This window comes from Mycobacterium sp. SM1 (assembly GCF_018361265.1).
Lineage (GTDB): Bacteria > Actinomycetota > Actinomycetes > Mycobacteriales > Mycobacteriaceae > Mycobacterium.
Genome location: NZ_JAFLNH010000004.1, coordinates 210,860 through 236,122 on the forward strand (window position 1 = coordinate 210,860; position 25,263 = coordinate 236,122).

Genomic DNA, 25,263 nt, shown 5'->3' on the forward strand with positions numbered 1-25,263 from the left:
CACTAACTACCGTGTCTGACCTGCGTAAACACTGGTGCGCGGTACTGGGATTGAACCAGTCCAATCGGTTTGCTGGCGTTCGGTTGGTGACCAGCGCTGATGGTAAATCACCAGCGCTGTCAACGAACAGTACAACCGGAAGCTTGCGGAAGCAAGCGGAAGCTTGTTAGCTATGGTCAGGTCATATTCAGGTCATGACCTGACCAGCGCACGGGAACTGGAAACACGCCAATGACACGTGGAGCGGGCCGCAAGAACCGCGCGAGCGGCACGTTCGGGTCGGTGGACAAGCTCGCACGCGGCTACCGCGCCCGCTACTACGGCCCAGACGGCCGCCGCCACAAAGCCCCCACACTGTTTCTCACCAAGGCCGAGGCCCGCGCGTGGCTGGCGCTCAAACAGGCCGAGATCGTGCGCCAAGCCTGGACGCCGCCTGAGGCCCAACGCCCAGCGGCGCCCGCACTGACGTTCGCCGAGTACGCCGAAACTTGGATGTCCCAGCGCGATCTGAAGGACCGGACCCGCGAGCACTACCGCAAGCTGCTCGACCAGCATCTACTGCCCGCGTTCGGCGTGACCCCGCTGGGGGCGATCACAACCGAGGATGTGCGCGGCTGGTATGCGGCGATGGCCCACCGCAAGACACCGACCTTGCGCGCGCACTGCTACGGCCTGCTGCGAACGATCCTCGGCACCGCGGCCAGCGACGGACGAATCCCTTTGAATCCGTGCGTGATTCGCGGGGCCGGCACCGCCAAACGGGTCCACCGCATCCGGCCCGCCACACTCGACGAGCTGGAAATCATCACGAATGCGATGCCCGAGCAGTACCGGCTGATGGTGCTGCTCGGTGCGTGGTGCGCGCTGCGATACGGCGAGCTGGCCGAGCTGCGCCGCATGGACGTTGATGTGCGCGATGAAGTGATTCGTGTCCGGCGCGGGGTTGTGCGTGTTCGCGGCGGCCGGTTTCTAGTCACCACCCCTAAGAGCGACGCCGGCGTGCGCGATGTGGCGATTCCCCCGCACCTGCTGTCGGCAATCGAGGACCATCTCGCCAAACACGTTGGCGGCGCTCGTGATTCGCTGATATTCCCCGCCAAGAGCGGCCTTCACCTGGCGCCCGCCACCTTGAACCGGCACTTCTACAAGGCGCGTGACGCGGCCAACCGGCCCGACTTGAGGTTTCACGACCTGCGCCACAGCGGCGCGGTGCTGGCCGCCGCCACCGGCGCGACACTAGCCGAATTGATGGCAAGGCTAGGTCACTCCACCCCAGTGGCGGCCATGCGCTACCAGCACGCCGCGCAAGGCCGCGACCGTGAAATCGCCGCGCTACTCAGCAAAATCGCGGAGAGACGGTAATCATGGACAAATACGTGGTCACGTGCAACTGCGGGGGAGCTGCCGCGCCAGTTGCCGAGATCGACGACCGGCGCGAGGTTGTGAGAAGAGCCGCGGCGATGGGATTCAATCCCGCCCTGATCGGCGATGAGCTAATTGTGCGCGGTATCGGCCCAGAGGACACGGCGGTGCAGTTCGCGGCCGCCGACGGCGAGCGTCATGGCGTCCTATATAGGCAAGCCGCGCAAGCGTGGGCCGACTACGCGGTGACCGAGACGGTGTGGCCTGACGGGAATTCCACCTTTACAGTTCGGTGCGCCGCGTGTAAGACGCAAGTCCAAATCACGGCCACCGCTCTAGGGGTTTTTTTGGATAGAGCCTCCGCGGCGCGGGATAAGCTGCCGCGAATCGACGGGCGACACGAAATACCCATCGGTGTGTTGTGCAGGTACGTGGCACCATAAACGGCTATCATGTACACATGCGCTCCACGTGAGCGTTTACGTCTCCGAAATTCCTCGGGTGGGCGGTATATCACCGCGCCGAAAGGACACCCCGAGGAATGCCCGATGTTACAACCTCCCAGCGGCGTCGCTACGCGACCATCAAGGAAGCCGCCGCATATTTAGCCGTCAGCGATCGCACGATCCGGCAGATGATCGCCGACGGTCGGCTCACCGCGTACCGCAACGGCCGTCGCGTCATCCGCCTCGACCTGAATGAAATCGATGGCCGGATGCAGCCATTCGGCGGTGCCCGATGAATGGCGAAGGCCGGGCAATGCCCGGCCTCGCAGTGAGCAACCGTCCACAGTCTAGCACGCCAGACGCGACACGCCGGCCGCTCCAGCAGGTCTCGTGTCGCGAGTGCGGTGTCGCGCTGCGCAGCGCCAAGCCGCGCCGACTCGGCTACTGCCGCTCGTGTTTGCGCGTGGGCCAGCGCCTTGGGTGGCTCGACAAGCGTGGCCACCGCGCCCATGGGGGTGGCCGATGACCGAGACGATCATCGTCACCCTCCGCGGCGACCGCAGCGAGATCGACGACACCAACCTAGTCGAGCGTGGGCGGCAGCTCGTGCTGTCGCGACGGCACGCTCCTGCGCCTGCCGGCGATGATGGGCCAAGCACGACACCCCGATCCCCGCAACATGTTTCACTACAGTCGCGGCAGGTGAGCTGGTGGCCCGTCCATGTCTACGTCGATCGCCTACTGACGCGAGCGGGCTATGGCGAGCTGCCGTGGCCGGGAACGCCAGCGTGGTGCGCGCTGTCTGACAACGATCCCCGAAAACTGCTGGCGTTGGCCGAGTTTGGTCAGCATCACGCTCTGCGGGTCGAGACCGCTCAGCAGGATATGGCGGAAGCGTCGAAAGCTGTTGCGGCATCCGCTGATTGGCGCGCGATCGCCAACGAAATCACACAGCTACACGCCGCCGTCGCGAGCGGTATCCGAATCCCACGAAAGGCATCCTGATGACTGACACCACTGACCGCGCCGATGAGCTGCTCGACTGGTACCGCGAAGACCTGCCGGAAGACGGCGCGGCGCTGCTAGACGAGCTGCGCGACACGCTCACTCGATACGTGGCGTTCAGCGATGAGCACTCGGCTATCGCCGTGACAATGTGGATCGCCACCACCCACGCATTACCAGCGTTCGATACCGCCCCGCGACTAGTCATCACCAGCCCCGAAAAGCGTTGCGGCAAGACACGGTTGCTTGACTTGATTGATGGCACCTGCCACAACCCATTGGCGACCGCGGACGCGACCGTGGCCGCCATCTTCCGCTCGCTCGGCGGCGACCACCCGCCAACGCTGCTCATCGATGAGGCCGACACGATCTGGGGTGCCGCGAAAAAAGCGTCAGAATCAGCCGAAGACCTCAGAAAGCTTCTGAACGCTGGGCATCAGCGTGGCCGGCCTGCCTTGCGCTGCGTCGGCCCCGCCCAAACCCCCACAACGTTCGACGTTTTCGCGATGGCCGCGCTGGCGGGCATCGGCGCGCTTCCAGATACAGTTACCGACCGCGCCGTCAATATCCGAATGCGCCGACGCGCCAACGGAGAAACCGTCGCCAAGTTCCGGTCACGGCGCGACCGCCCGAAACTGAAGGCGCTACAAGAGCGGCTGGACCGGTGGGCGGCCGATCGCATCAGCGAGCTGTCGGCGGCTGAGCCGGACATGCCCGTCGACGACCGCGCGGCTGACACGTGGGAACCTCTAATCGCCGTCGCTGATGCCGCGGGTGGCCACTGGCCGCAGAGCGCGCGGACAGCGTGCAAGGTACTCGTCACAGCCGCCGACGCCAGCGATGAGGACTCGTCGCTAGGGGTGCGGCTACTCTCCGACATCGCCAGCGTGTTCACCGAGCGGGACACATCGTTTGTGCTCAGCGCTGATCTGGTAAACGAGTTGCGTCGAATTGAAACCTCGCCGTGGAACGATTTCGACCTCACACCCAGCAAACTCGCTTATCGCTTGCGGGAGTTTCGGGTCAAGCCCCGGCGTAGCAGCGACGCGCGCAGTCGCGGATACCGTCGTGAAGACTTCGACGACGTTTTCCGCCGGTATATCCGTCAGAACCCGTCAACCCGTCAGAAACCGCAGGTAGACGGCGATTTTACGTCTGACGGGTTGAAAACCGACCCGTCAAGTCGTCAGATGCAACCCGTCAAGGTGTCAGAACCCGTCAGACGCTCTGAGCCTCCTACCAGCGGATTTGACGCCTTGACGGGTTCTGACGGGTTGCCGGACGGAAACGGGCCAACACATAGCAGGGCGACTACGCGACACGACGGCCGCCGCCTCCCACAGTCGGCGGAAACCAACCCACAGCCACACACCCAGCAAACAGATGACACCCCGGAAGGCGACGCTGTGCCCGACGATCATGACACCAACACCACGGGCACCGCTCGCGGTGATGACGCGGCCGACGATGAGGCGACCCCCCACCCCCGAACGTTCGTAGAGCTTCCTGACGGGCGCATCGAATGCCCGCGATGCGGGCCTGTAATCATCTGCGAGCACTGGGAGGCAGCGTCCCGTGAGCAGTAGCCGCAACGGGTCCAGGATTGACCCCAACACCGTCGCCTGCCTGTGTGATTGCGGCACACGTGACTACATCGCCGCCGCCGCCATCGACGCAGACGGCTCCAGGCATCTCCTGCTCGCCCGCGTGGACGCCATCGGAGACGGGAAAACCCACTACGACCCCGCGTGCAGCCATGTGCCGCATGAGCAGCTCGGCCCACTGCCCCCAGCGTGGCGGGCACGTGTGCAGCTCGCCCCGCTGCGCTGCGGGCGGCCGACCTTGGCCGGCACCCCCTGCCGGTGCATCGTCACCACACCCGGCGCGCCCTGCCACCTACACAAGGCGGCCAACCAGTGAACCACAACCAACCCCCGCGTCCCCGCCTCATCCCGGCCACTGCGCGCCTGGACACCCCGCGCCGGCCAACCCGCGCCCAGCGGATCGCGCAGAACCGCCAAGCGCGCGCCTGGCGGCGCAAGACACAAGAAAGGAAGCCCTGATGCCCACCCAACCAGCCGCCGCCGCACCCAGCGATCCCGAACCACCCCCGCTACGGCAGTGCCCGCACTGCGGCGCGGCCATCGGCCCCCTGCCGGCATCCGATGTCGTGTGCCCACGCACACGACGAACACGACAAGGAAACAGGACAACACGACACAAGGGACACAAGGATTGAACACACGGTGAACAGACCACAAGGACACAGGGACACACATGACACACGATGAGAACACGTGGCAGACACAACAAAGGAAACACAGAACAGAGAAACGATACGAATCACATTGTGGCAGAAAGCGAAATAGCCACCTAGGCGATACGGAAGATTTATGCTACCCCCCGCCAAACAGTCACACCAAGCCGCCTCCAGTACGAACTCCAGTCCCAGCACGACGAACTCCCAACCCCCGGCACACGCCAGCCTGGTTGCGCCTCAACCGACTTCAACGCACCCGATATCGCCACCCCCAGCGCGCACCCAGCCAGCAGAACCCCAGCTTCACGCCCACACCACCCAGCTCCAGGCTTGTCCTCGACAGCGAGTCAGGCCGGTGTCGCGCCGCACTCACACGCCCCTCAACCCAAAACCACACCCAGCCACACGCCAACGCATCCCTCAGAGGCACACGCACCAAGCACACGCCACCCCCGCCAGCAAACACACCCCGCGAAACCCAGCAAACACACACCCCCGAAACCGCATCGTCAACCACCACACACCACCCCCAAAACCAGCAAACCACCACACCAACACCCACCAGCCCGTATACCACCCCCCGCAAAAAAATCGGAGGGTGGGGGGGTGTTCGCGACCGCTGGTGGGTCGCTTTTCTCTCCCTCCGGGGCAATTGTCCACATTTATTCTAGGAGCGTGTAGCAATGCGTGGCTCGAGAAGGCCGGTGCCGCAAAGGTTTTCGGTGCTGGCGGCCGTCCAGTCTGGTGATCCTGATCGCGCGCTTTCCGCGCTTGCGCGGCGGGTGGCGTGGCAGCTTGGCCGGACAACGGATGCGCGCGCGGTGTCGAGTCTCGCCAAGACACTGATGGTGACGATCGCCCAGCTCGAGGCGCTGCGGGAGCGGGAGCGTCGTCCTGGCGCGCTGGCGGCCGAGTTGTGTGAGCGTCGGGCTGAGCGGCAGCGGCGTGCTGCGGCGCGCGCGCCTAACGATCCGGGCCAAGGTTGCTAGCGGCATCGGGATGCAGTCGGCGTGAAGCGCATACATGGCCCGTGACCTGCCATCTTCGCCAACCGTAGTCATCATGACAACAGTTGCCCAGGGTGCTCGGCCGCGCGCCTAGCGATCCGGGCCAAGGTTGCTAGCGGCATCGGGATGCAGTCGGCGTGAAGCGCGTACATGGCCCGTGACCTGCCATCTTCGCCAACCGTAGTCATCATGACAACAGTTGCCCAGGGTGCTTGGTTGAGCTTTCGGTACTGGGTGGCGTGATTTACGCCAATGGCGTCGCATAGGGGCTTGAGCGCGACGTAGGGCTGGCCGCGCTGGTCAGGCCACACTTGCCGCGACACGCTTGTGAGCTGCCACAAATCATCGGCGATGGTGTTGTAGACTGTCCACAAACGCTATCCGTGTGGACAGCTTCGACAGCTTCGAGGAAAGGGAATACCCATGATGTACGGCAGCGCCGACGCGGGATGGTGCCCGGATTATGGCCCGGGCAAGGACATGGTTGGCCTGCCGCTGGGCGGTGAGGATATGGAGCCGGTGCGACTGGTCACCGGCAAGCCGCCGGAGCAGTGGACCGAGCAGGAGCGCGAGGATTGGTTCCTCTGGCAGCTTGGTCCGCAGTTCCGGGTTGGTTTGAAACCCCCGCCGGGCGGTGCCAGCTACTACATCCCCTCGCCGAATGACCCGTACTACTTCAATCGCGCTACTGGCCGGTTCGAGGCGAAGCCGAACACCAGCGCGTGCCGGGTGTTCGACTGATGCTGGGGACGGATTTCACGGCGATCGAGGACGCCACCCTGGCCGACCTGCCACGGATCAGGATCAAGCAGGGTGTGCCGTCCCTGCGGCTGAAAGCCCCTAATGGCCGCCTCGTGGACTTCCCTGGCAGTGGTGCGCCGCTGCCGCGCTGGGCGGCCTGGGACGCCGCTCAAACACGCCGGATGCTTGATCTGGGGCTGATTGAGTATTGCGACAACGATGGCCGGCCCACTGACCCGGAGCGGGTGGTGGAGTGCTTGTCGGCGATCGAGGCCCTGGGTGTGCCGGTGTCGGCGGGGCGGCCGCGCGCGGCTGAGGCGCTGCGCCGCGCCGGGGCGAGGTTTTCCAACGAGACGATAGGTAAGGCGGTGCTGCTCAGGAAGTCGGGCTGGAAGGCCGGCCAGCCCTTCCCGTGGGACAGGGAGCAGGAGGCAAGTAGGTGATTAAGCGTGTTTCGGCGGTGAGCGACACCCCGGCCGTGGTGGCGTGGGGGGCTTTTAGCGAGGTGTGGGACGCCCCAACGCTGCTGCTGGAGAACATCGGCTCTTCCACGGTGTTCGTCGCCTACAGCGAGGCCGAGTTGACGTTCGACGACGATTTGACGCTGGCGGCGCTACCTGTGCGCCCCGGTGAGCGGGTGACGCTGCCGCGCCGCGACTCCCGGCCAGAGTTTCACGTTTGGGCGTGCTGCCAGCGTGGTGAGAGCGGGCAGCTCGCCTACTACCATCCCGGCCTACCGGCCCTGTGAAGCCTCCGCGTCATTTGGCGGCTCGCGGCGCGGCCGGGGGGCGGCCGGCCGGCCCAAAGTCGCGTACGGGTGCAAGCTGGCCGGCCAGCCCCCGACAACAATGGAAGGTGTCGGACCCGTGAGCACGAGCGACACCCCAGCGGTGGTGCCGGTCGGCGAGTCCCCGGCGGTGATCCCGCTGCCCACTGGTTTACGCGCTGTGGTGGCGCTCAACAACTCTGAGGGCATCGGGGACGCTGCTGGCGCGCCAGACATCATCGTCAACACCGGCCAGATGGCGTCGCTGAACCCCCTGACTGGGGTGCGGCTTCGGCCTGGTGAGCTGTTCAATATGCCGCTGCTCGACCCCGCCACCGGGTATCAGCTCGCGTTGTCGGCGGTCGCCACCGGCCCCGGCGCCGTACTGCAGCTACTACTGCGGGAGTAGGACACCCAGATGATGGATGATGCGACGTACGCGGCGATGGCCACACAACACGCGCTGTGGAGGCTGTCGGACGATGCCCGCCGCGGCCAATACGACGCGCTCAATGACCTGTTGCGGGCGGCGCGGCACGCCCGCGACGGCGGCGGCCCAGGAAACATCGATTACATGCATGTGCCGTTTTGATGCGGGCAGGTATTATCAAGCCTGTTCATTGTCCAAATAACGCTGTCATAGCATCTAGCTCCGGCGATGAACATCGGAGGCCCGCCGGCCCATCCCCCAGCACACTGGCGGGCCTCCACCATCCCAGCGATCCAGGTCGAAAGGATCGACGACTCAGTGAGCGCACCCCACCCACGCGCCGAGCGGCCGGCGGGCCAAGGTGGCGCGCCCCAGCGCCGACACTTCGTCTGAGCTGGGGAGGACAGGGAAGGGGCGGCGCCGCCCTACCATGCGCACGCGGCGGCTTCGCGTAGCTCGTCGCTCGCCAAACCCGTGTACCGCTGGGTGGTGGCCACCGACGCGTGCCCCAGCAGTGTTTGCACCGCCCGCAGATTCCGCGAGCCGCGGTAGGCGCGGGTGGCGAAACGATGCCGCAGATGATGCATCGACCAGCCACCCGGCAGCGCGCGGGCAACAAGTTTCCCCACATGCGCGGCGCTGACATGCCCGCCGAGCATGTTAGGGAACAACCATCCCGGCACGGGCGCGCCGGGGGTGTGGCCGGCCGCGCCTAGCCGCACCATCCCCGCCAGCTCCCGACTCAACGGCACCACCCGCTCTTTACCACCCTTGCCGTGCACCAGCAGCGCGGGCGCGTCGGGATGGTCGAGCAGGTCGCGGGTGTGGATTTGGGCGACCTCGGGCGCCGCAACCCGGCCTCGGCCGCCAGCCGCAGCATGAGCCGCCCACCCCCGCCCGGCGCGCCGGGCGGCCGCTGTGCCAGACAAAGGGGCTGGTGCGCAAACCTGGCATCGCCGAGTTTGGGCACCCGCTCAGGCCGATCTGCCGCCATGTCGTGCCGATTCGGCACGGCATGGATCGGCAAGAGCCAGACACCCGGGGCGCATTTCCCGGAGGGGGGCTAGTTCCAGGAGTGTTGGGGGCAGTAGGCGGCTTCGGCCGCGTCGACAAACTGTTTCGCGTCGCTTGGTGACGCGTCGGGGTTAGCCGCAAGAAACATCGAAACAATCTGGTCGAACGTTTTTCCCTGCGCAACATATCCGCACACGTAATGAGCAGCTCCGATCTCAGCTTGTGGACCATCTGTGCTTGTGATGCCGTCATTGCGGAGCGTGGTCAGGAACTGGTCATCGGCCAACCATTCTGGTTGCGCCGCTGCTTGGGGGGTGTGCGCATGCCCAATATCGTCGGGGTAGGCACTGGGGGGAGGCGATGGCGTGATTGTTGCGTTCGGTTGCGGTGCCGGTGGAGGCGACGGTGCTCGGGGGGGCGTGGGGATGGCCCTCGTTACCGGGGCTCGTGGTTGCGCCGAGACGTGGGGGGGTGTGCCGTGGGTTTGTTGGCGGTAGAAGCGCATCCCGAGGATGGTGGTGGCCGCAGCCATGACTATGAACACAACGACAACGCCAATCCAGCGAAGCGTGTGCTGTGGGCGCGGGATGTCATCGGGGATGGTTTCGGTTTGGGACCATGCGAGGGCATCGGTTAGTGGCGCTGGCTGCTGCTCGGTGGGGTGAGCTGGGAGGGCTTGGGCGCTGAGGGTTTCGTTGTTTTCTGTGATGTCGTGTAGTGACATTGGGGGTTTCCTTACTTGAGATGCGCCATTCCTGCCGCCCACCAGGGGATGGTGGTTGCTGGGGCACCGTTGTCGGGTTGTTTTTTGTTGCGGCATGTGCGGGTGTAGAGGGGGAGGACTGCCGCTGTGATGGTCGCGATGATGGGGAGTTTCATGGGGTTTCCTTTCGTCGGCGTTTTCTATGGATTGGACAGTAGTGCCCGGCTTCGCTGATTGACCAGCCTTCGGATCGGGCTTCGCGTCGTAACCCCGGATCGCACCACTGGATAGGGCCGCTCGGGTGCAGCAGCATCCCGGCCAGCAGCGCCGCGACAGTCACCGCCGCCGGCTGGCGCGGTGCCGCTGGTAGACATGCCAGCCGTGGGTGCCCAGCGCCACCACCCCCATCACCAGGCCGGCGGGGGCCGCCGCCACCACATACACCGCCACCGCGGCAGCGATGATGAGCGCCGCGATCAGCACCGCCTCAACCGGCAGCCCGGCACCGACACGGATGGGGCCGAGTCGGGTGCGCGCCACCGGCAGCGATACCCACATTCGGCTCACCGCGCGCCCCCGGCTTGCGCCGCCGCGTCGTATCGAGCGTCGCCCTCGACAACAAACTTCAGCCGCTCGGCATACGTGATCGCGTCGGCGATGCGCTCGGCCAGCTCGGCCGCGCGTGTCGCCCGCGCCCCGCCCAGGTACGCTTGCGCGCCGAGCGCGTGCAGGCGAGCCTCGGCCAGCGCGTCCCGGCAGGCATGAAGGCACTCAAGCGCCTGCCCGGCGGCGGTTTTCATAGCCGCACCCCCTCGCCCGGCTGGCCGCCTGGGGCCACCCGCTCAAGCCACGGCCCACAACTCCACATAGATACCGCCGCTTCAAAACGGTCGCGTTCGAGGCCGGGATCGGTTGGAACAGTGTAGGTGGGCATACGGGCTCCCTTCGATGGAGCCAGCTTCGCCGACTGTCAGGTCATATCTAGGTCACACCACCGTGTTTGTCTGTCTAACTACCGTGTCTGACCTGCGTAAACACTGGTGCGCGGTACTGGGATTGAACCAGCGACCTCTTCCGTGTCAGGGAAGCGCTCTCCCGCTGAGCTAACCGCGCCCGGGTCCGAGAAAAGAGGTGGAGACGGGAATCGAACCCGTGTGCACGGCTTTGCAGGCCGTTGCCTCACCACTCGGCCACTCCACCGCGGGGTTGACGCCACTGAAACACCTTCGAGCGGATGACGGGATTCGAACCCGCGACCCTCACCTTGGCAAGGTGATGCGCTACCAACTGCGCTACATCCGCGTGCAGCAGACCAGATCGTCGCCCGGTGCGAAGCACGACGATAGTCCACCTGACCAGGCCCGCACAAATCTCTTGATACCACGCGCGGCTCAACGGCGCCGCGATGCCGCGCGTTCTCCCACGATAGCCGCACGTGCTAGTCTTCGACGTCGTTCGCGTCTCGGCGCCGGTCCCGTGGCTCAGTGGGAGAGCGCCCGCTTCACACGCGGGAGGTCGCTGGTTCGATCCCAGCCGGGACCACGGTCGCTGACCTGCGTGGACATGGTGTTGGTACTCGGTGGTCCGGCCGGGTTTTCCGATTTTTGTCCGTAGTTGATTGCCGAATCGGCGGTTGTGGCTGCGAGTGCCTGACTCCGGGACGATGCCGCCTCGCGCGTTGCCGATGCGGGGCACCACCCCGGGGCGATGTGGCTGGCCCAGCTGCGGCTGGCCCCCCGCGGTGCTCACCGTTAACGGCGCGCGGCGGCATTGGCCGCCGCCTGGGCCCGGGCGAGGGTGGTCGCGACATCCCCGCGGCCGAGGAACATGTCGTCGAAATACGGTTTGAGGGCCTGATACCCGGCGGCAAAACCGGCGCCGCCCGGCGCGGGGATGCGCGGACCGCGAAGCACGGTGAAAAACGGTGAGACGTCCACGCCCTTGGCGGCCCAGTAGGCAAAGTAGACACGCTGCGCCGACAGCACCGCCGGGATGGCGCTGCCCCGCCGGCCGAGGTACTCGTTGCCCTGCTCGCTGCCCATCCAAGCCAGAACCTGACGCACCGCATCCGGATGCTTGGATGCCGCATTACCCGCCGCCGCAATACCATTGGTGACGCTGACCCGTCCGGCCGGCCCGATGGGCAGCATCGCCACCCCCCAGTGGAAGCTCGCCCCCTCGGCGACCGCCGCCAGGTTGTAGGTGCCGGACTGGAACAGCGCCATCTTGCCGGCCAGGAACTGGTTCCGGCAGAAATCCCCGTTGTCGTTGGTGTCCGAGGCCGGTGGCGAGACGTGGTCCACGTTGATCAGGCCGACGAGGTAGCGGAAGGCTGCGATCGCGGCGGGGTTATCGAAGGCGAACGCGTCGCCCCGCTGGAACACCCCACCGGCCGACCCGATGTAGTTCAGATAGATCCCTTGCGGATCGTTGGCCGCGTTGTATCCCCATTGCCGCACCCGACGGGCGTCGAAACCTGTTGTGCCCGCAGCGTGCCCGTCGGCGTCGACGGTGAGCCGGGCCAGCAGGGGACGCAGCGTGTCGGCGCCGTCCGGGCTCCACCGCAGCGCCCCCAGCGCGGCCGGGTCGACGCCGGCCGCAGCCAGCAGATCCGCGTTGTAGTAGACCGCGATTCCCGCGTCGGTCAGTTGCGGCACCGCCCACAGCACACCGTTGCGGGTGAACTGGCTGACCACCGCGGGGTCCCACGTCGACGCGGCAGCCGGGCCGAAAGCCTTGTCGATGCTCAGTAGCCGACCGCTGTCGGCATAGCCGGCGAGATAGGCGTTGGACAGCCAGAAGATGTCATCTGCGCTGCCTCCGGCCACGTCGGTGCGCAGCGTGTCGAAGTACGTCGCAAAGGCCACGACGTTGGTGCGCACCTCGATACCCGGGTGCGCGCGGGTGAACGCCGCAAACGACTCCCGATAGGCCGCGGCAACCTGTTGGTCCCACAGTCGCACCGTCACCACGGTCTTGCCGGCGGGCGCCCGGGCGGAAACGTCCAAAAGCACCGCCGCCGCCCCCAACATCGCGACGACCAGAGCCAGCCCCGCAGCGACCAGCGTGGAAAACCTTGGTCGCCGGCTCACTTCAGTCCCGTGACGATGATCGAGGACACGATCCGCCGCTGGAAGGCGACGAACAACACGATCAGCGGCACGATCGCGGCCGTGGTGGCGGCCATCACCAATGTCCATTGGGCGTTATATCGCGACTGCAGGGTAGCCGTTGCCACCGTCAGCACCCGCCACTTGGCACCGCTGGTGATCACCAACGGCCACATGAAGTTGTTCCATTGCGAGACCACGGTGATCAGCAACAACGTGACCAGAATCGGCCGGCTCGCCGGCACCACCACATGCACAATCACGTCAAGGGTATTGGCGCCGTCGAGACGTGCCGCGTTGATCAAGTCCTCCGGGATGGCACGAAAGTACTCGCGCAGCAGGAAGATCGCGTAAGGCGAGCCGAACACGAACGGTAGCACCAGCGCCCAGAACGTGTTGCGCAAACCGACCTGGGCCATCATCAAATACAGCGGAACCACCGTAACCGTGGGCGGCACCATCAAGGTTGCGAGGTACACCCAGAACAACCCGTCGCGCCCCGCGAACTGCAACCGCGCGAACGCGTAGGCGGCCAGCACCGAAAAGCTCAGTTGCCCAATCACGATCATCGCTGTCATCACCGCGGTGACCGCCAGCGCGCGGCCGAAGCCCGCGCCGGCCAGGCCGGCATAGTTGGCCAGCGTGGGGGGGCGCGGCAGCGCCAGCGGACCGCCCGTCACGAACTGGCGTGCCGAGGTAAACGACGTCAGCAGTCCCAGTGTGAACGGGGTCAACGTGATCAGCGCGCCGACGGCCAGCCCGGCGTAGATCGCCAGAGCCGAGAGGGCGCGGCTAGGTGAGCTCATAGCTGATTCGTCGCCGGAAATACAGATGCTGGACAATGGTGATGCCGACCAGGATGGCAAATAGCACCACCGCCATCACCGCGGCCCGCCCGACGGCCGCCGAACCGAACGCTTCGGCGTAGATGCGGTGGGCCACCACGTCGGTGCGGCCCCGCGGGCCACCTCCGGTCAGCGCATACACGGTATCGAAAACCTGTGCAGCGCTGATGATTCCGGTAACCAAAACGAAGAACATCGTGGGGCGCAGCATCGGCAGGGTGATGCGCCGGAATCGTTGCCAGGCGCTGGCGCCGTCGATGCGGGCGGCCGCGTGGAGATCCTCGGGGATAGCCAAAATGCCCGCCAGAAAGAACATGGCGACATAGCCGACATTCGTCCACACGACGACCGCTGACACCAGCGGCAGCGCAAGGCCGGGGTCGGTGAGCCAGTCGATCTGATGTCCCAACACCGTGGCGACCGCACCGTCGGTGGGTGCCAGGATCCATCGCCACAGCACCGCGATCGCCAGCGGGGCGCAGATCCACGGCAGCACGTACACCGTGCGCAGCAGGCCGCTGCCCGGCAGGCGGCGGGCCAGCATCGACGCGGCCAGCAGACCCAGCAGCGTCTGCGCCGGGACCACCATCGCCACGAACACGGCGGTGACCACCAGCGAGTTGCCGAACGCCGGGTCGGTCAGCACCGAGCGCCAATTGTCCAGCCCGACATACTCGATGGGGCCCAGCAGATCCCACCGGTGCAGGCTTAGCCAGAGCACCACAAGCATCGGCAGCAGCAGAAACGTGACCATCCCGAACAGGCTGGGGGCCAGCAGGGCATACCCCAGTGCGGTGACCCGGCGACCCCGTGCGGGCCCGCTGCCCTTCATTGGCGCCATTGGTGCGCGTCTCGGCCCGCAAGCGCGTCGCCCCCCGAAAGCGCAAAACGGCTCTCTTCGGCGCGACATGCCGGGGTGTCGCCGCAGCAGGTCATGAAGGTATTAAAGCCGGTCGCTACGGTGGTGCTGTGACAGCCGGGATCGATGCCGAATTTCTGGCCCTGCCGCGCCACGAGTTCGCCGACGCCGCCCTCTCGGCGGCCACCGCCGCCGGAGCCAGCCACGCCGACCTGCGGATTCACCGCATCGTCACCGAGCGCATCCAGCTGCGTGACGGGGAGCTGGAGACCGCGGTGATACACCGCGAGCTCGGCCTGGCGGTCCGGGTGATCGTCGACGGCACCTGGGGATTCGCCTCCCACGCCGAGCTGGCCTGCGACGCCGCGGCGGCCACCGCGCGCCGGGCGGTGCAGGTGGCCAGTGCGCTGGCGGCGCTGAACACCGAGCGCATCGAGCTGGCGCCGGAGCCGGTGTACTCCGACGCCAGCTGGGTGTCGAGCTATGAGGTCGACCCGTTCACCGTTCCCACCGCCGACAAGATCGCCGTGCTGGGTGAGTACTCGGGCAGGCTGCTGGCCGGTAAAGACGGCGGGGTCGGCGTCGATCACGTGTCGGCCGGTCTTACCGCCGTCAAAGAGCAGACGTTTTATGCCGACACCTTCGGATCCTCGATCACCCAGCAGCGGGTGCGGCTGATGCCCACCCTGGAGGCGGTGACCGTCGACGCTGCGCCCGGAGGGTTCGATTCAATGCGCACCCTGGCGCCCCCGATGGCTCGCGGCTGGGAGGTGATGGCCGGCGACGCGGTGTGGAACTGGACCGACGAGCTCGCGCAGATCCCATCGCTGCTGGCCGAGAAGGTCAAGGCGCCCAGCGTCACCCCCGGGCCCACCGACCTGGTGATCGACCCCACCAACCTGTGGCTGACCATTCACGAATCCATCGGTCACGCAACCGAATACGACCGGGCAATCGGCTACGAGGCCGCCTATGCCGGCACTTCGTTCGCCACACCCGACAAGCTGGGCAGCCTGCGCTACGGCTCACCGGTGATGAACGTGACGGCCGACCGGACCGTTGAATACGGCTTGGCCAGCGTCGGTTACGACGACGAGGGGGTCGCGGCCCAGCGCTGGGATCTGGTGCGTGAGGGAATCTTCGTCGGTTATCAGCTTGACCGGGTGTTCGCGCCGCGGCTCGGGCTGCCGCGCTCCAATGGCTGCTCGTATGCCGATTCGCCGCACCATGTGCCGATTCAGCGGATGGCCAACGTGTCGCTGCAGCCGGCCGAAGAGGACGTCACCACGGCCGACCTGATCGGCCGGGTCGATGACGGCATCTACATCGTCGGGGACAAGTCGTGGTCGATTGATATGCAGCGCTATAACTTCCAATTCACCGGCCAACGGTTCTTCCGTATCCGAGGTGGCCGCCTCGACGGCCAACTGCGCGATGTCGCCTACCAGGCCACCACGACCGACTTCTGGAACTCGATGGAGGCCGTGGGCGGCGCGTCGACGTGGCGCCTGGGCGGCGCCTTCAACTGCGGGAAGGCGCAACCCGGGCAGGTGGCCCCGGTCAGCCACGGCTGCCCGTCGGCGTTGTTCCGCGGCGTCAACGTGCTCAACACCCGGGCCGAGGGTGGCCGATGATCGGCGCGCAACTGGCCATCGAGATCGCGTTGGACGCGGCCCGCTCGGGTGGGGCAGACGAGACCATGGTGCTAGTCACCGATCGCTCCGAGGCATCGCTGCGCTGGGCGAACAACACGATGACCACCAACGGGGTGTCGACCAGCCGCAGCACGACCGTGATTTCGATTGTGCGCGACGGCGACAACGCGCGGGTTGGCACGCTGCGCTCCACCGAGGTGGACCCGTCGGTGCTGCCCGCCCTGGTGAGGGCATCCCAGGAGGCGGCCGCGTCGGCCCCGAGGGCACGCGATGCCGCGCCACTCATCACCGGCACGGACGTAGCGGATGACTGGGACGACGCGGTCTTCGGCACCGGGGCCGAGGTGTTCGCCGGTGTCGCCGAATCGCTGGCCCGGGGGTTCCGCGGCGCCGACCGGCTCTACGGCTTCGCGCATCACACGGTGGAGACCACCTTCTTGGCAACGTCGAGCGGGCTGCGGCGGCGCTTCACCCAGCCCACCGGATCGGTGCAGATCAATGCCAAGCGTGGCGGGGCGAGCGCCTGGGCCGGTGTGGGTACTCCCGATTTCGCCGATGTGTCAACGGATTTGCTGCTCGAGCAACTGGCGGCCCGGCTCGGGTGGGCGCAGCGGGCGGTGGCCCTGCCCCCCGGCCGGTATGAGACGATCATGCCGCCGTCGGCGGTGGCCGACATGATGATCTACCTGCAGTGGACGATGAGCGGGCGCGGTGCGCAAGAGGGGCGCACCGCATTCTCCGCTCCCGGCGGCGGGACCCGCGTGGGGGAGCGGCTCACCGATCTGCCGCTGACGCTATACTCCGATCCTTTCGCTGCGGGGCTGGAATGTTCGCCGTTCGTGGCGGCCAGCGCCTCCTCGGAGACGGTGTCGGTGTTCGACAACGGGATGGATATCGCTCGAGTGGACTGGATCCGCGACGGGGTAATCAACGCGCTGGCCTATCCGCGGGCGACGGCCGCCGAATTCGGCGCCCCGGTCGCGGTGGCCGCCGACAACCTGCTGATGACCGGCGGCAGCGGCGCGCTGGACGACATGATCGCCCGCACCGAACGCGGCCTGTTGCTGAGCACGCTGTGGTACATCCGCGAGGTCGACCCCACCACGCTGCTGCTCACCGGGCTCACCCGCGACGGAGTCTACCTGGTTGAGGACGGCCGGGTGAGCGCGGCGGTCAACAACTTCCGGTTCAACGAGAGCCCGCTGGATCTGCTGCGGCGCGCCACCGATGTCGGTGCCAGCGAGGTGACACTGCCGCGGGAATGGAGCGACTGGGCCACCCGGGCGGCGATGCCGCCGCTGCGGATCCCCGACTTTCACATGTCGTCGGTGAGCCAGGCGCTGTAGCGCACCCGATGGACCCGGCAAGGGGTCGCCGAGGTTGGGGGCGCCTATCGGCGGCCAACGGCTCTGGCCGGGCCCCGTGATACACACGGCATTGCTTGCCGTCTCCGGGTCGCACCGCCGACTCGTTATCGGTGCTTCAAGACGTTTGCCGCGTCGGCTCGCATCGGCCGGTGTCCCCGGGCGTCTGCTGCGCTGGGTCGCGTTGGCGTGTTCGGGACATACCGGCTTCTAGCTGGGCCGATAGGGCTTGTCGCGTCGGCCGGGACCGGCCGGGTCTGGAAATGCTGTGGTATCGACTGCGGTATCGGCCTAACAGAGCCTTACGCAACGGCGACACCACCGCCATGGATTCACACCCATGCGCGCCTCCTCGACTTTTCGTTTCTTTCGTTTTAGCCTGGGGTGTATGACAGCCCCGCCCATCCTTGAAGAACGCACCGTTTTACCACCTCAACAACCCGAGGACTTCTCGGCGCTGCTGGCGGCGCTGGGCTCGGACCAGGTTTTCGTGTGCGGCGGCGACGCCCATCCGATCAGCCTCCCCGACCCTGTCCGGGAGGCGCTGTACAACATCGTGCTGGCCCTCTCGCAGGGCAAGGGCATCACCCTAGTGCCGCGCCAGAGCAAGCTCACCACTCAGGAGGCAGCCGACCTACTCAACATCTCCAGGCCGACGCTGGTGAAGCTTCTCGAAGAGGGCCGCATTCCTTTCGAGAAGCCAGGACGGCACCGCAAGGTCAGCCTCGACGCGCTGCTGCAGTATCAGCGGGAGACGCGGACCCGCCGGCGCGCGGCGCTTGATGAGCTGACCCGAGACTCGGCGAACGAGATCAAGGCGATCCTCCAGGCGCGGTGAGGGTTTAAACGAGCATGGCGTTCCCGGTGTTGTTGGATGCTTGCGTGCTCGTCCCCATGCCGCTTGTTGATTTTTTCTAGTTGCTTCCAGGGAGGGGTGTACGACCCGCTGATTAGCGGGTGTGTCGCAGCCCGGTAGAGGGCGGTCATCGCGTGATCCTTCGAAACGACGGATCAAGTCACCCGAAGGAGAACAACGCGATGACCAACCACCACCCTATCGATGTTGAGAAGCTGTTGGAGGAGCAACTCGCCACGGCGAGCCCGGATTTGCTGCGGGCGCTGTTGTCGACGTTTATTCAGGCCCTGATGGGCGCGGAGGCCGACGCGGTGTGCAGCGCTGGCTATGGGCAACGTAGTCCGGGTCGCACCAATCGGCGCAACGGGTATCGGCCTCGGGATTTCGATACCCGCGTCGGCACGATCGAGCTGGCAATTCCCAAGTTGCGCCAGGGGAGCTATTTCCCGGACTGGCTGCTGGAGCGGCGCAAGCGGGCCGAGCGGGCGCTGACCAGTGTGGTGGCGACCTGCTATCTGCTCGGTGTGTCCACCCGGCGCATGGAGCGCCTCGTCGAATCCCTCGGCGTGACAAGCCTTTCTAAATCGCAGGTCTCGGTCATGGCTGCCGAGCTCGATGAGGCGGTGGAGGCGTTTCGCACCCGCCCACCAGATGCCGGCCCCTACACGTTTGTGGCCGCGGACGCCCTGGTGCTCAAGGTGCGCGAGGGCGGGCGGGTGGTCGGGGTGCACACCCTGATCGCCACCGGCGTCAACGCCGAGGGCTACCGCGAAATCCTGGGCGTGCAGGTCACCTCCGCCGAGGATGCAGCGGGCTGGTTGGCGTTCTTCCGCGACCTGGTGGCTCGCGGGCTGTCCGGGGTGGCCCTGGTCACCAGTGACGCCCATCCCGGGCTGGTCGAGGCCATTGGCGCCACCTTGCCCGGAGCAGCCTGGCAGCGCTGCCGCACCCATTACGCGGTCAACCTGATGACCGGCACCCCGAAATCGTCCTGGCCGTGGGTGCGCACCCTGCTGCACTCGATCTTCGACCAGCCTGACGCGGAATCTGTTGCAGCTCAGTATGATCGAGTACTCGACGCGCTGAGTGGCAAGCTGCCGAAAGTGGCTGAGCACCTTGATGCCGCCCGCGCCGAGCTGCTGGCGTTCACCGCCTTCCCCAAACAGATCTGGCGCCAGATTTGGTCGAATAATCCCCTATCCGTTAACCGGCCCTCGCAGGGCGACACGAACCGCGCAGCGGCGTGAGATCCGGGTCGGTCGGTGACGACCGGTGGATGCTGCTGAGGACAGAGCACGGCAGGAAGGGCAGACGGTGATGATAGTGCGGGTGCGCATGGTCGATGGCGGGTAGCGGGTCGAGGGAGACTGGGCTGATCGAGATTCGGCGAACGCGTTCCTGACGCATTTGGTCGGGCGCGGGTTCAGTCTGGCCACGGTGCGCGGGTACGCATTCGACGTGGTGAACCTGGCGCGGTTTCTCGGCGAACGGGGTATGGGGCTGGCCGAGGTCGATGCTCCGGTGGTGTTCGACTGGATCGATTGGCAGGGGGTGCACCGCGCCGACGGCCCTGGCGGTGCGGATCGGTCCCGCGCGGCTGCGGCGTCGACGGTGAATCGTCGGGTGGCGGCGGTGCGAGCCTTGTTTGAGTACCTGGTGATGACCGGCCGACGTGGTGATACTCCGGTGCCGTCACCGCGGCGCGGGCAGGGACTGCGCCGCTCAGAACGGGGGCTGCTGGGTCATCTCGGTCCAGGGCGCGCTCGCCCCGGTGGCAGGCTGGTGCGGCAGCCGCGTCTGCTTCCGGAATCGTTGCCGGCCAGTGACATCGACGCGTTTGTCGCGACCTTGGCGACGCACCGAGATCGGGCGATGGTGTTGGCGATGCTGCTGGGCGGGTTGCGGTCGGCAGAGGTGCGGGGGCTGCTGCTGGCCGATGTAGATATGGGTCGACGACGGCTGCGGGTGATCGGCAAGGGCAGCAAGGAACGCCACGTGCCCGTGGATGCCGCTTTCTTCACCGAGGTCGCAGCGTATCTGCGGTGGGAGCGCCCACCGGGCCTGGCGGCACCGCAGTGTTTCGTAGTACTGCGGGGCCCGACCGCCGGCGCACCGGTCAGCGAGGCAGGGCTGCGCAGCCTATTTCGCCGCCACCGGGAGCTCTCCGGCGCGACCCGGGTGCGCCCGCATCGGCTGCGCCACACCTACGGCACCGAATTGGCTTCCGGGGGAATTGATCTGCTCGCATTGCGGGCGTTGATGGGGCATGTCTCGCCGGAGACCACGGCCCGCTACGTGCACCTGTCGGTGGAACAACTCGCCGCCGAATATTGCGCCGCGCGCGCGAGTCTGGCTGGAGCACTGCGATGACCGCGCCGGCAGTCGACCGGGGTGTCGACACCGATGCACTGCTGGGCGGCTACTTCGATTACGTCGCGGGCCTGGGCCTCGGTGAGCGGGCGGTGCGCGACCGCATTCGCATCGCGCGCGACTTCCTCTCCCGCCACCGGAATCTTGCCGCGTGGATGACTCTGCCCGCCACCGTGCGGGCCGCCGAGCTGCAGTCGAGCAGAGCCTGGCCGCTGGTGTGCTACGCGATTGGCACCGACCGGATCCGGCTGGATGTCGAGCTGGCCGCGGTCAAGCAGCTGACCAGGCTCGGCCACGCCGTCGCGGCGCGTGATCCGGGTGGGTTCGCGGCGATACGAGATGCGGGAAACCGGTTGGGCTGGACCAGCTCCTGGGTCGAAACGGTGCTCGGTGAGTGCCTGGCGGTGCTGCTGGCCTGCCGCGGAGGGCTGGTTGCCGACCTCACCGTGCAGGGCATCGACGAGTTCGATGCCGCGCTATCGGTCAGCTCGATCCCACCCTCGTCGCGGCGCGCCTACCGGGCACGGCTGGCCAGCCTGCGCCAGCTGCTGTTCGAGACCGGTGTGGTCGACACCGCACCGCGGCGGCGAGTCTGGGCGCGCAGCCTCGAGCCGCGCTTCGCCGACGTGGCGATGGCCGAACCGATCCGGGACACGTTGTTGCGCTATGTCCGGGTGCGCGCAGCGGTGCTGCGCCCGAAGTCGGTGGAGTCGCTGATCAACGATCTGCTGCCGTTCGCCGAATACCTCACCACCCACCACCCCGATATCACCTGTTTGAGCCAGCTGGACCGGGCCTGCATCGAGGGCTACCTGACCTGGAACCGCACCCGGGGCTGGCGCGGGCAACGCGCCGCCGCCGGCGCGCGGCGCACCATCTCGGCCGCGGTCGCCCAATCGGCGGTGCTGAGCCTGCGCAACCTGCTCGACGACATCACCGCCTGGGGCTGGCAGCAGGCACCACCGCGGCGGCTGGTCTTCGCCGCCGATGTCCCCAAACTCGACCAGCCGCTGCCGCGTGCCCTGGCCCCCGACGTCGATGCGGCGGTGATGAACGCCATTGCCGACCTGGATGATCCGTTCACCCGCGTCGGGCTGACCGTGCTGCGCGGTGCCGGGCTGCGGGTCGGCGAACTGCTCGACCTGGAACTGGGCAGCATCATCGATTACGGACCCGCCGGCACCTGGTTGAAAGTGCCGCTGGGCAAGCTGGCCACCGAACGCATGGTGCCGCTGTCGGCGGCCACCGTCGCCGTCCTCGATGAGTGGGTCAGCTACCGTGGTGCGCACCGGCCGTTGCCGCACCCACGCACCGGTGTGCTCACCGACTTTCTGTTCACCCAGCGCGGGCGTCGCCTCGGCTATACCCGGCTTCGCAATGGGCTGCTCGCCGCCGCCAAAGCCGCCGGGCTACGCGCACCCCACGGCGGCGCACTCGTCGTCACTCCTCATCAGCTGCGCCACACTTGGGCCACAGAACTGGCGAATGCCGGCATGAGCCTACAGGCGTTGATGGCGTTGCTCGGGCATTATGCGGGTGATCTTGTCAAGTGGGTGCGGTCAGGAGGCGGCATCGTCGAGGCGGGCGAGCAGTCCGTCGAACACTTTCTGGCGGCCGAGTTGTCCTTTCTCGGCGGCGTCGTCGCGTTGTGCCTGCAGAGTCGGGCGGAATTCGATGGTGGTCTGGAAGAAAGTGCAGGATTCGCAGATGGATTCGAAGTGGCAGTCCAGGCCGACGGGTCGGGCGCAGTAGCCGTTGCCGAGCATGCGGCGGTGCATCTCGGCACGGAGCTTGCGCATTTCAGCGCCTTCGGCGTCGGCGGGAAGTGCGCGCGGCTGATCGTAGAGGGCTTCGACTTTTTCACTGACGGAGAAGTATTCGTCGGCGACAGTGCGATCGGCGATTCGGGCGTAAACGAGCGTCATACGCATAGATCGGTGACCCAACAGCGCGGCCAGCGCTTCCAGGGACATGCCGCGGTTGATCGCCTGGGTCGCCAAGGTATGCCTGAGACGATGCGGCGAAACACGGCCGATGCCAGCCGCTTTCGCGGCTTCAGCGACTGCCCGATCGACGCGGCCCTCGCCGATGCGTTGGCCGTATTCGATAAACAGGTAGGGGCTGCGCAAGCTGGTGGGTCGGTTGGCGATCCAGGCGTCGAGGAGGTCCTTGAGTTGGGGGTGCAAGGGGATGTAGCGGTCGGTGCGCAGTTTCCCCAGCGGCACGTGCAACCAGTATGCCGCCCCGATCTGCACCACGGAATCAACTGTGAGATCGAGGAATTCGCCCTTGCTCAGCCCAGTGCGGGCCAGAAACTCCACACACAGTCGAACGAACGGATCATCAGCGGTGCGCGCGGCCTGCAGCAGCTTGGTGAACGCGGCGTCGTCGAGGAAGCGGGGCAGCGGGTCGTCGCGCAGCGGCAGGTCGCCGGTGAACATGAGCACGCGGGCGGGAATGTCGTCGCCGCACCATTCGGTGAGCCGGTCGAAGCAGGTGCGCAGGGTACCGAGGTGTTCGGCGAGACTGATCTTGGACAACCGCCCACCGCGGGCCGAGGGCCGGGTGCTCAGGTGCAGCTTGTAGGCCTCGATGTGTGTCCGACGCAGGTCGGCGACGCAGACCACCTCGGGGGCGTTCGCGGCGAGCCAACCGGCGAACTCCCGCAGCACGCCTTCGACGCGCACCATCGTCGACGCCCGCAGCGACAGCCGTGTCTGGGCGATGTAACCGGTCAGGGTGGCCGCCAGCCGCGGCGGGACCGCCGCCCACTGGGCGGCCCGTTCAGCCGAGCGGTTTGGGCTGGTCTTGCGGGGCGCGGTGTCCAGGACGCCGAGGTGGAACAGGGTGGTCTGCGCACCGAACAGCGCCGCGCTCAGTGCCTTGGCGCCGTGGCTGCCGGGTCGGTGGCGAGTTATCGCGCTGATCAACGCTTTTCGCTGCGTATCGATCACCGGCTGGGTCAGCTTCTCGGGAGTCAGCCCGGCCAGCGCGGCCACCTTGGCCAGGGCGGACCACTGCAGGCGGGTCACGACGGGACCGAACCCGAGCTCAGTGGAGGTCGCCACGAACCGTTGGTGGAACCTGCGGTGATGGTGAGCGGCGACTTCGCCGAGGTAGGGCCGGCACGCCACGAGATAGTCCGGGCTGGGCCGCAGCCGTCCCGTCACGATCAGCCAACCGACCACCCGTCGATCCTTCAGCGGCAAAGCGCACTGGGTTGCCAGCGGCAACGCAGACCAGCCCGCCACACCCACGCGGGTGAAGAACGTGCGGGCCACCGAGGTCACCGGGTGTCCCGCGAACATCCTGGCCGCAACGAGGTCGGCCCTATACGCCTCGACGAGCTCCTCGATGTCGGGGCGAGGTGCCGGTGACCGGTTCATTTCTCGGCCGCCTCACCGGACGCGACGACCTGCGCCTCGATCGCCTCGGCGGCCCGCAGGTACTCCCGTTCCAGCCAGTCGTTGGCCAGATGCAGATAGATGCGGGTCGAGTCGATCGATGCGTGGCCGGCCTGAGCCTGGATCGCCTCCAGCGCCATCCCCGCCTCCCGCAGCCGGGTGAAACAGGTGTGCCGCAGCTGATGGCACGTCGCCTGGGTCAGCCCGGCGCGACCGCGCGCACCCTCGAGGATCTCGTCCAGACCGGCAGCCGACAACGGCTCGCCACGCCGGGATCCCTTCAACACCACGAACACTCGATCGGTCGACGTCTGCGGGCGCTCCTGATCCAGATAGTCCCCCAGCGATGCGAAGAACCGCGCCGATACCGGCACCATCCGCTGCCGACCGCCCTTGCCTTCGGCCACGAACACCCGCCGCTCGCCGGCGTTGACATCGTCGAGGCGCAGTCCCAGCACCTCACAGCGTCGCAGACCACCCAGCAGCATCGCCTCGACCATGGCCCGGTCGCGGTGGGTGCGCAGCGCCGCCCGCAACGCGTCGACCTCGCTTGGCACCAGCACCCGGGGCAGCGTGCGCGGGGTGCGGATCAACGGCACGCCGCCCTTGCCGCGCCGAGCACCGGGGCGACGCGCCGCCAGGCTTGTCGGGACGGGGTTGCAGGTGACGCCGGTATCACCGCGGGCCGCGAGGTAGGCATACAGGCCACGCACACTGGACAACCGGCGGGCGATCGTGCGCGACGCCAACCCTGGCTCGCCGTCCTCCAACCGCACCACCTGCTCGCCCAAGCGGGCAGTGCGTTGAGAAGCCAAGAACGCGAAGACATCTGCGGCGTTCACCTGAGCCGGTTGCTTGGCAACTACACCGAAGAAGATCTTCAAATCCGACGCCACCGCCAGCCATGTGTTGGTCCGGGCTCGCGCCGCAACGAAGGCCAGGTAGTCATCCAGCAGCGAATGCCCTAGGGTGATCGCGACCAGTTCCGCCCCACGATGGTGACGAACCAGGCACGGCATGAACACGACAACCTCCCGCCGCCAGCATCCGCGTCAGCCCCGCTGGA

The 25,263-nt window shown here is 66.8% G+C and carries 24 protein-coding genes, 4 tRNA genes and 4 pseudogenes; 19 read left to right on the forward strand and 13 right to left on the reverse strand.

Annotated elements, in window-relative coordinates; translation table 11 throughout:
* Positions 1-231 precede the first annotated feature (231 nt).
* The 7 genes from MSM1_RS17510 to MSM1_RS17540 all read left to right on the forward strand — a co-directional run bounded on the left by MSM1_RS17510 (position 232) and on the right by MSM1_RS17540 (position 6,062).
* Entirely contained in the window at positions 232-1,362 is a 1,131-nt protein-coding gene (locus MSM1_RS17510) for a tyrosine-type recombinase/integrase (RefSeq protein ID WP_213444874.1), read from the forward strand.
* 2 nt (positions 1,363-1,364) lie between these two features.
* Positions 1,365-1,805, forward strand: coding sequence for a hypothetical protein (locus tag MSM1_RS17515; protein WP_213444876.1), 441 nt, complete (start codon positions 1,365-1,367; stop codon positions 1,803-1,805).
* A gap of 98 nt (positions 1,806-1,903) precedes the next feature.
* Positions 1,904-2,104: an excisionase family DNA-binding protein gene (locus MSM1_RS17520; RefSeq protein ID WP_213444877.1), complete on the forward strand. Its 201-nt coding sequence runs from the start codon at positions 1,904-1,906 to the stop codon at positions 2,102-2,104.
* A gap of 226 nt (positions 2,105-2,330) precedes the next feature.
* The gene (locus MSM1_RS17525; protein ID WP_213444878.1) at positions 2,331-2,813 is read left to right on the forward strand and encodes a DUF2742 domain-containing protein; all 483 of its coding nucleotides are present in this window, start codon (positions 2,331-2,333) and stop codon (positions 2,811-2,813) included.
* Positions 2,813-4,399, forward strand: a complete 1,587-nt coding sequence (locus tag MSM1_RS17530) for a DUF3631 domain-containing protein (protein ID WP_213444879.1) — start codon at positions 2,813-2,815, stop codon at positions 4,397-4,399. Before MSM1_RS17525 ends, MSM1_RS17530 begins: the two co-directional genes overlap by 1 nt.
* On the forward strand, positions 4,389-4,733 hold the full coding sequence (locus tag MSM1_RS17535; protein WP_213444880.1) for a hypothetical protein: 345 nt from the start codon (positions 4,389-4,391) through the stop codon (positions 4,731-4,733). Before MSM1_RS17530 ends, MSM1_RS17535 begins: the two co-directional genes overlap by 11 nt.
* 1,044 nt (positions 4,734-5,777) lie before the next feature.
* Positions 5,778-6,062, forward strand: a complete 285-nt coding sequence (locus MSM1_RS17540) for a hypothetical protein (RefSeq protein ID WP_213444881.1) — start codon at positions 5,778-5,780, stop codon at positions 6,060-6,062.
* Positions 6,063-6,133: 71 nt separating this feature from the next.
* On the opposite strand, the gene MSM1_RS23065 is transcribed toward MSM1_RS17540, so the two are convergent.
* Entirely contained in the window at positions 6,134-6,403 is a 270-nt protein-coding gene (locus MSM1_RS23065) for a phage antirepressor N-terminal domain-containing protein (protein WP_374101751.1), read from the reverse strand.
* A gap of 100 nt (positions 6,404-6,503) precedes the next feature.
* On the opposite strand from MSM1_RS23065, the gene MSM1_RS17550 reads away from it, so the two are divergent.
* The 5 genes from MSM1_RS17550 to MSM1_RS17570 all read left to right on the forward strand — a co-directional run bounded on the left by MSM1_RS17550 (position 6,504) and on the right by MSM1_RS17570 (position 8,179).
* A complete protein-coding gene (locus MSM1_RS17550; protein ID WP_213444883.1) occupies positions 6,504-6,821 on the forward strand; it encodes a hypothetical protein in 318 nt (105 codons plus the stop codon).
* Entirely contained in the window at positions 6,821-7,264 is a 444-nt protein-coding gene (locus MSM1_RS17555; RefSeq protein WP_213444884.1) for a hypothetical protein, read from the forward strand. Before MSM1_RS17550 ends, MSM1_RS17555 begins: the two co-directional genes overlap by 1 nt.
* Entirely contained in the window at positions 7,261-7,569 is a 309-nt protein-coding gene (locus MSM1_RS17560; protein WP_213444885.1) for a hypothetical protein, read from the forward strand. Before MSM1_RS17555 ends, MSM1_RS17560 begins: the two co-directional genes overlap by 4 nt.
* 118 nt (positions 7,570-7,687) lie before the next feature.
* Positions 7,688-7,996: a hypothetical protein gene (locus tag MSM1_RS17565; RefSeq protein ID WP_307857426.1), complete on the forward strand. Its 309-nt coding sequence runs from the start codon at positions 7,688-7,690 to the stop codon at positions 7,994-7,996.
* 9 nt (positions 7,997-8,005) lie between these two features.
* Complete coding sequence (locus tag MSM1_RS17570) at positions 8,006-8,179, forward strand: hypothetical protein (protein WP_213444886.1); 174 nt, start codon at positions 8,006-8,008, stop codon at positions 8,177-8,179.
* Between the two features lie 263 nt (positions 8,180-8,442).
* Here MSM1_RS17570 and MSM1_RS17575 read toward each other — a convergent pair.
* The 7 genes and pseudogenes from MSM1_RS17575 to MSM1_RS17605 all read right to left on the reverse strand — a co-directional run.
* Positions 8,443-8,900 (reverse strand): annotated as a pseudogene (locus MSM1_RS17575) (tyrosine-type recombinase/integrase); the annotation flags it as partial.
* Positions 8,901-9,080: 180 nt separating this feature from the next.
* Positions 9,081-9,755 (reverse strand): DUF732 domain-containing protein, encoded by a 675-nt coding sequence (locus MSM1_RS17580; RefSeq protein ID WP_213444887.1) that lies wholly within the window; start codon positions 9,753-9,755, stop codon positions 9,081-9,083.
* Between the two features lie 315 nt (positions 9,756-10,070).
* Positions 10,071-10,292 (reverse strand): hypothetical protein, encoded by a 222-nt coding sequence (locus MSM1_RS17585; protein ID WP_213444889.1) that lies wholly within the window; start codon positions 10,290-10,292, stop codon positions 10,071-10,073.
* A 5-nt stretch (positions 10,293-10,297) separates the two neighbouring features.
* Entirely contained in the window at positions 10,298-10,534 is a 237-nt protein-coding gene (locus MSM1_RS17590) for a hypothetical protein (RefSeq protein ID WP_213444891.1), read from the reverse strand.
* A gap of 238 nt (positions 10,535-10,772) precedes the next feature.
* Positions 10,773-10,847: transfer RNA gene (locus MSM1_RS17595), tRNA-Val, on the reverse strand.
* 16 nt (positions 10,848-10,863) lie between these two features.
* Positions 10,864-10,934 (reverse strand) — tRNA-Cys (locus MSM1_RS17600).
* 29 nt (positions 10,935-10,963) lie between these two features.
* A tRNA-Gly gene (locus tag MSM1_RS17605) sits at positions 10,964-11,036 on the reverse strand.
* A gap of 168 nt (positions 11,037-11,204) precedes the next feature.
* Here MSM1_RS17605 and MSM1_RS17610 point away from each other — a divergent pair.
* Positions 11,205-11,276 (forward strand) — tRNA-Val (locus MSM1_RS17610).
* A gap of 209 nt (positions 11,277-11,485) precedes the next feature.
* On the opposite strand, the gene MSM1_RS17615 is transcribed toward MSM1_RS17610, so the two are convergent.
* Genes MSM1_RS17615 through MSM1_RS17625 form a run of 3 tightly spaced genes read right to left on the reverse strand, consistent with a single transcriptional unit; the run spans position 11,486 to position 14,521 of the window.
* A complete protein-coding gene (locus MSM1_RS17615; protein WP_236057062.1) occupies positions 11,486-12,766 on the reverse strand; it encodes a sugar ABC transporter substrate-binding protein in 1,281 nt (426 codons plus the stop codon).
* A gap of 56 nt (positions 12,767-12,822) precedes the next feature.
* On the reverse strand, positions 12,823-13,650 hold the full coding sequence (locus MSM1_RS17620) for a carbohydrate ABC transporter permease (RefSeq protein ID WP_213444895.1): 828 nt from the start codon (positions 13,648-13,650) through the stop codon (positions 12,823-12,825).
* Complete coding sequence (locus MSM1_RS17625; RefSeq protein WP_213444897.1) at positions 13,637-14,521, reverse strand: carbohydrate ABC transporter permease; 885 nt, start codon at positions 14,519-14,521, stop codon at positions 13,637-13,639. The genes MSM1_RS17620 and MSM1_RS17625 overlap by 14 nt, the downstream gene beginning before the upstream one ends.
* A gap of 137 nt (positions 14,522-14,658) precedes the next feature.
* Between MSM1_RS17625 and MSM1_RS17630 the strand changes: the two genes are divergently transcribed.
* The 6 genes and pseudogenes from MSM1_RS17630 to MSM1_RS23070 all read left to right on the forward strand — a co-directional run.
* The gene (locus MSM1_RS17630; RefSeq protein WP_213444899.1) at positions 14,659-16,182 is read left to right on the forward strand and encodes a TldD/PmbA family protein; all 1,524 of its coding nucleotides are present in this window, start codon (positions 14,659-14,661) and stop codon (positions 16,180-16,182) included.
* A complete protein-coding gene (locus tag MSM1_RS17635; protein WP_213444901.1) occupies positions 16,179-17,549 on the forward strand; it encodes a metallopeptidase TldD-related protein in 1,371 nt (456 codons plus the stop codon). Before MSM1_RS17630 ends, MSM1_RS17635 begins: the two co-directional genes overlap by 4 nt.
* 406 nt (positions 17,550-17,955) lie before the next feature.
* Positions 17,956-18,405 carry a helix-turn-helix domain-containing protein gene (locus tag MSM1_RS17640; protein ID WP_213444903.1) on the forward strand — a complete coding sequence of 150 codons (450 nt, stop codon included), beginning with the start codon at positions 17,956-17,958 and terminating at the stop codon, positions 18,403-18,405.
* 200 nt (positions 18,406-18,605) lie between these two features.
* Positions 18,606-19,619 (forward strand): annotated as a pseudogene (locus tag MSM1_RS17645) (IS256 family transposase); the annotation flags it as partial.
* Between the two features lie 139 nt (positions 19,620-19,758).
* Positions 19,759-20,793: pseudogene (locus MSM1_RS17650) on the forward strand (tyrosine-type recombinase/integrase).
* 1,049 nt (positions 20,794-21,842) lie between these two features.
* Positions 21,843-22,313: pseudogene (locus MSM1_RS23070) on the forward strand (tyrosine-type recombinase/integrase); the annotation flags it as partial.
* A gap of 39 nt (positions 22,314-22,352) precedes the next feature.
* Here the strand turns inward: MSM1_RS23070 and MSM1_RS22780 are convergent.
* Together MSM1_RS22780 and MSM1_RS17665 are read right to left on the reverse strand one after the other, a co-directional pair.
* Positions 22,353-24,179, reverse strand: a complete 1,827-nt coding sequence (locus MSM1_RS22780) for a tyrosine-type recombinase/integrase (RefSeq protein WP_213445697.1) — start codon at positions 24,177-24,179, stop codon at positions 22,353-22,355.
* Positions 24,176-25,216, reverse strand: coding sequence for a tyrosine-type recombinase/integrase (locus tag MSM1_RS17665; RefSeq protein WP_213441018.1), 1,041 nt, complete (start codon positions 25,214-25,216; stop codon positions 24,176-24,178). The genes MSM1_RS22780 and MSM1_RS17665 overlap by 4 nt, the downstream gene beginning before the upstream one ends.
* Positions 25,217-25,263: the final 47 nt, after the last annotated feature.

What these genes read in the sequence shown, in the direction of transcription:
- MSM1_RS17510 (WP_213444874.1), top strand. Translation starts at nt 232, where the DNA reads ATGACACGTGGAGCGGGCCGCAAGAACCGCGCGAGCGGCACGTTCGGG.
- MSM1_RS17515 (WP_213444876.1), top strand. Translation starts at nt 1,365, where the DNA reads ATGGACAAATACGTGGTCACGTGCAACTGCGGGGGAGCTGCCGCGCCA.
- MSM1_RS17520 (WP_213444877.1), top strand. Translation starts at nt 1,904, where the DNA reads ATGCCCGATGTTACAACCTCCCAGCGGCGTCGCTACGCGACCATCAAG.
- MSM1_RS17525 (WP_213444878.1), top strand. Translation starts at nt 2,331, where the DNA reads ATGACCGAGACGATCATCGTCACCCTCCGCGGCGACCGCAGCGAGATC.
- MSM1_RS17530 (WP_213444879.1), top strand. Translation starts at nt 2,813, where the DNA reads ATGACTGACACCACTGACCGCGCCGATGAGCTGCTCGACTGGTACCGC.
- MSM1_RS17550 (WP_213444883.1), top strand. Translation starts at nt 6,504, where the DNA reads ATGATGTACGGCAGCGCCGACGCGGGATGGTGCCCGGATTATGGCCCG.
- MSM1_RS17555 (WP_213444884.1), top strand. Translation starts at nt 6,821, where the DNA reads ATGCTGGGGACGGATTTCACGGCGATCGAGGACGCCACCCTGGCCGAC.
- MSM1_RS17570 (WP_213444886.1), top strand. Translation starts at nt 8,006, where the DNA reads ATGATGGATGATGCGACGTACGCGGCGATGGCCACACAACACGCGCTG.
- MSM1_RS17580 (WP_213444887.1), bottom strand. Translation starts at nt 9,755, where the DNA reads ATGTCACTACACGACATCACAGAAAACAACGAAACCCTCAGCGCCCAA.
- MSM1_RS17585 (WP_213444889.1), bottom strand. Translation starts at nt 10,292, where the DNA reads ATGTGGGTATCGCTGCCGGTGGCGCGCACCCGACTCGGCCCCATCCGT.
- MSM1_RS17590 (WP_213444891.1), bottom strand. Translation starts at nt 10,534, where the DNA reads ATGAAAACCGCCGCCGGGCAGGCGCTTGAGTGCCTTCATGCCTGCCGG.
- MSM1_RS17615 (WP_236057062.1), bottom strand. Translation starts at nt 12,766, where the DNA reads ATGTTGGGGGCGGCGGCGGTGCTTTTGGACGTTTCCGCCCGGGCGCCC.
- MSM1_RS17620 (WP_213444895.1), bottom strand. Translation starts at nt 13,650, where the DNA reads ATGAGCTCACCTAGCCGCGCCCTCTCGGCTCTGGCGATCTACGCCGGG.
- MSM1_RS17625 (WP_213444897.1), bottom strand. Translation starts at nt 14,521, where the DNA reads ATGAAGGGCAGCGGGCCCGCACGGGGTCGCCGGGTCACCGCACTGGGG.
- MSM1_RS17635 (WP_213444901.1), top strand. Translation starts at nt 16,179, where the DNA reads ATGATCGGCGCGCAACTGGCCATCGAGATCGCGTTGGACGCGGCCCGC.
- MSM1_RS17640 (WP_213444903.1), top strand. Translation starts at nt 17,956, where the DNA reads ATGACAGCCCCGCCCATCCTTGAAGAACGCACCGTTTTACCACCTCAA.
- MSM1_RS22780 (WP_213445697.1), bottom strand. Translation starts at nt 24,179, where the DNA reads ATGAACCGGTCACCGGCACCTCGCCCCGACATCGAGGAGCTCGTCGAG.
- MSM1_RS17665 (WP_213441018.1), bottom strand. Translation starts at nt 25,216, where the DNA reads ATGCCGTGCCTGGTTCGTCACCATCGTGGGGCGGAACTGGTCGCGATC.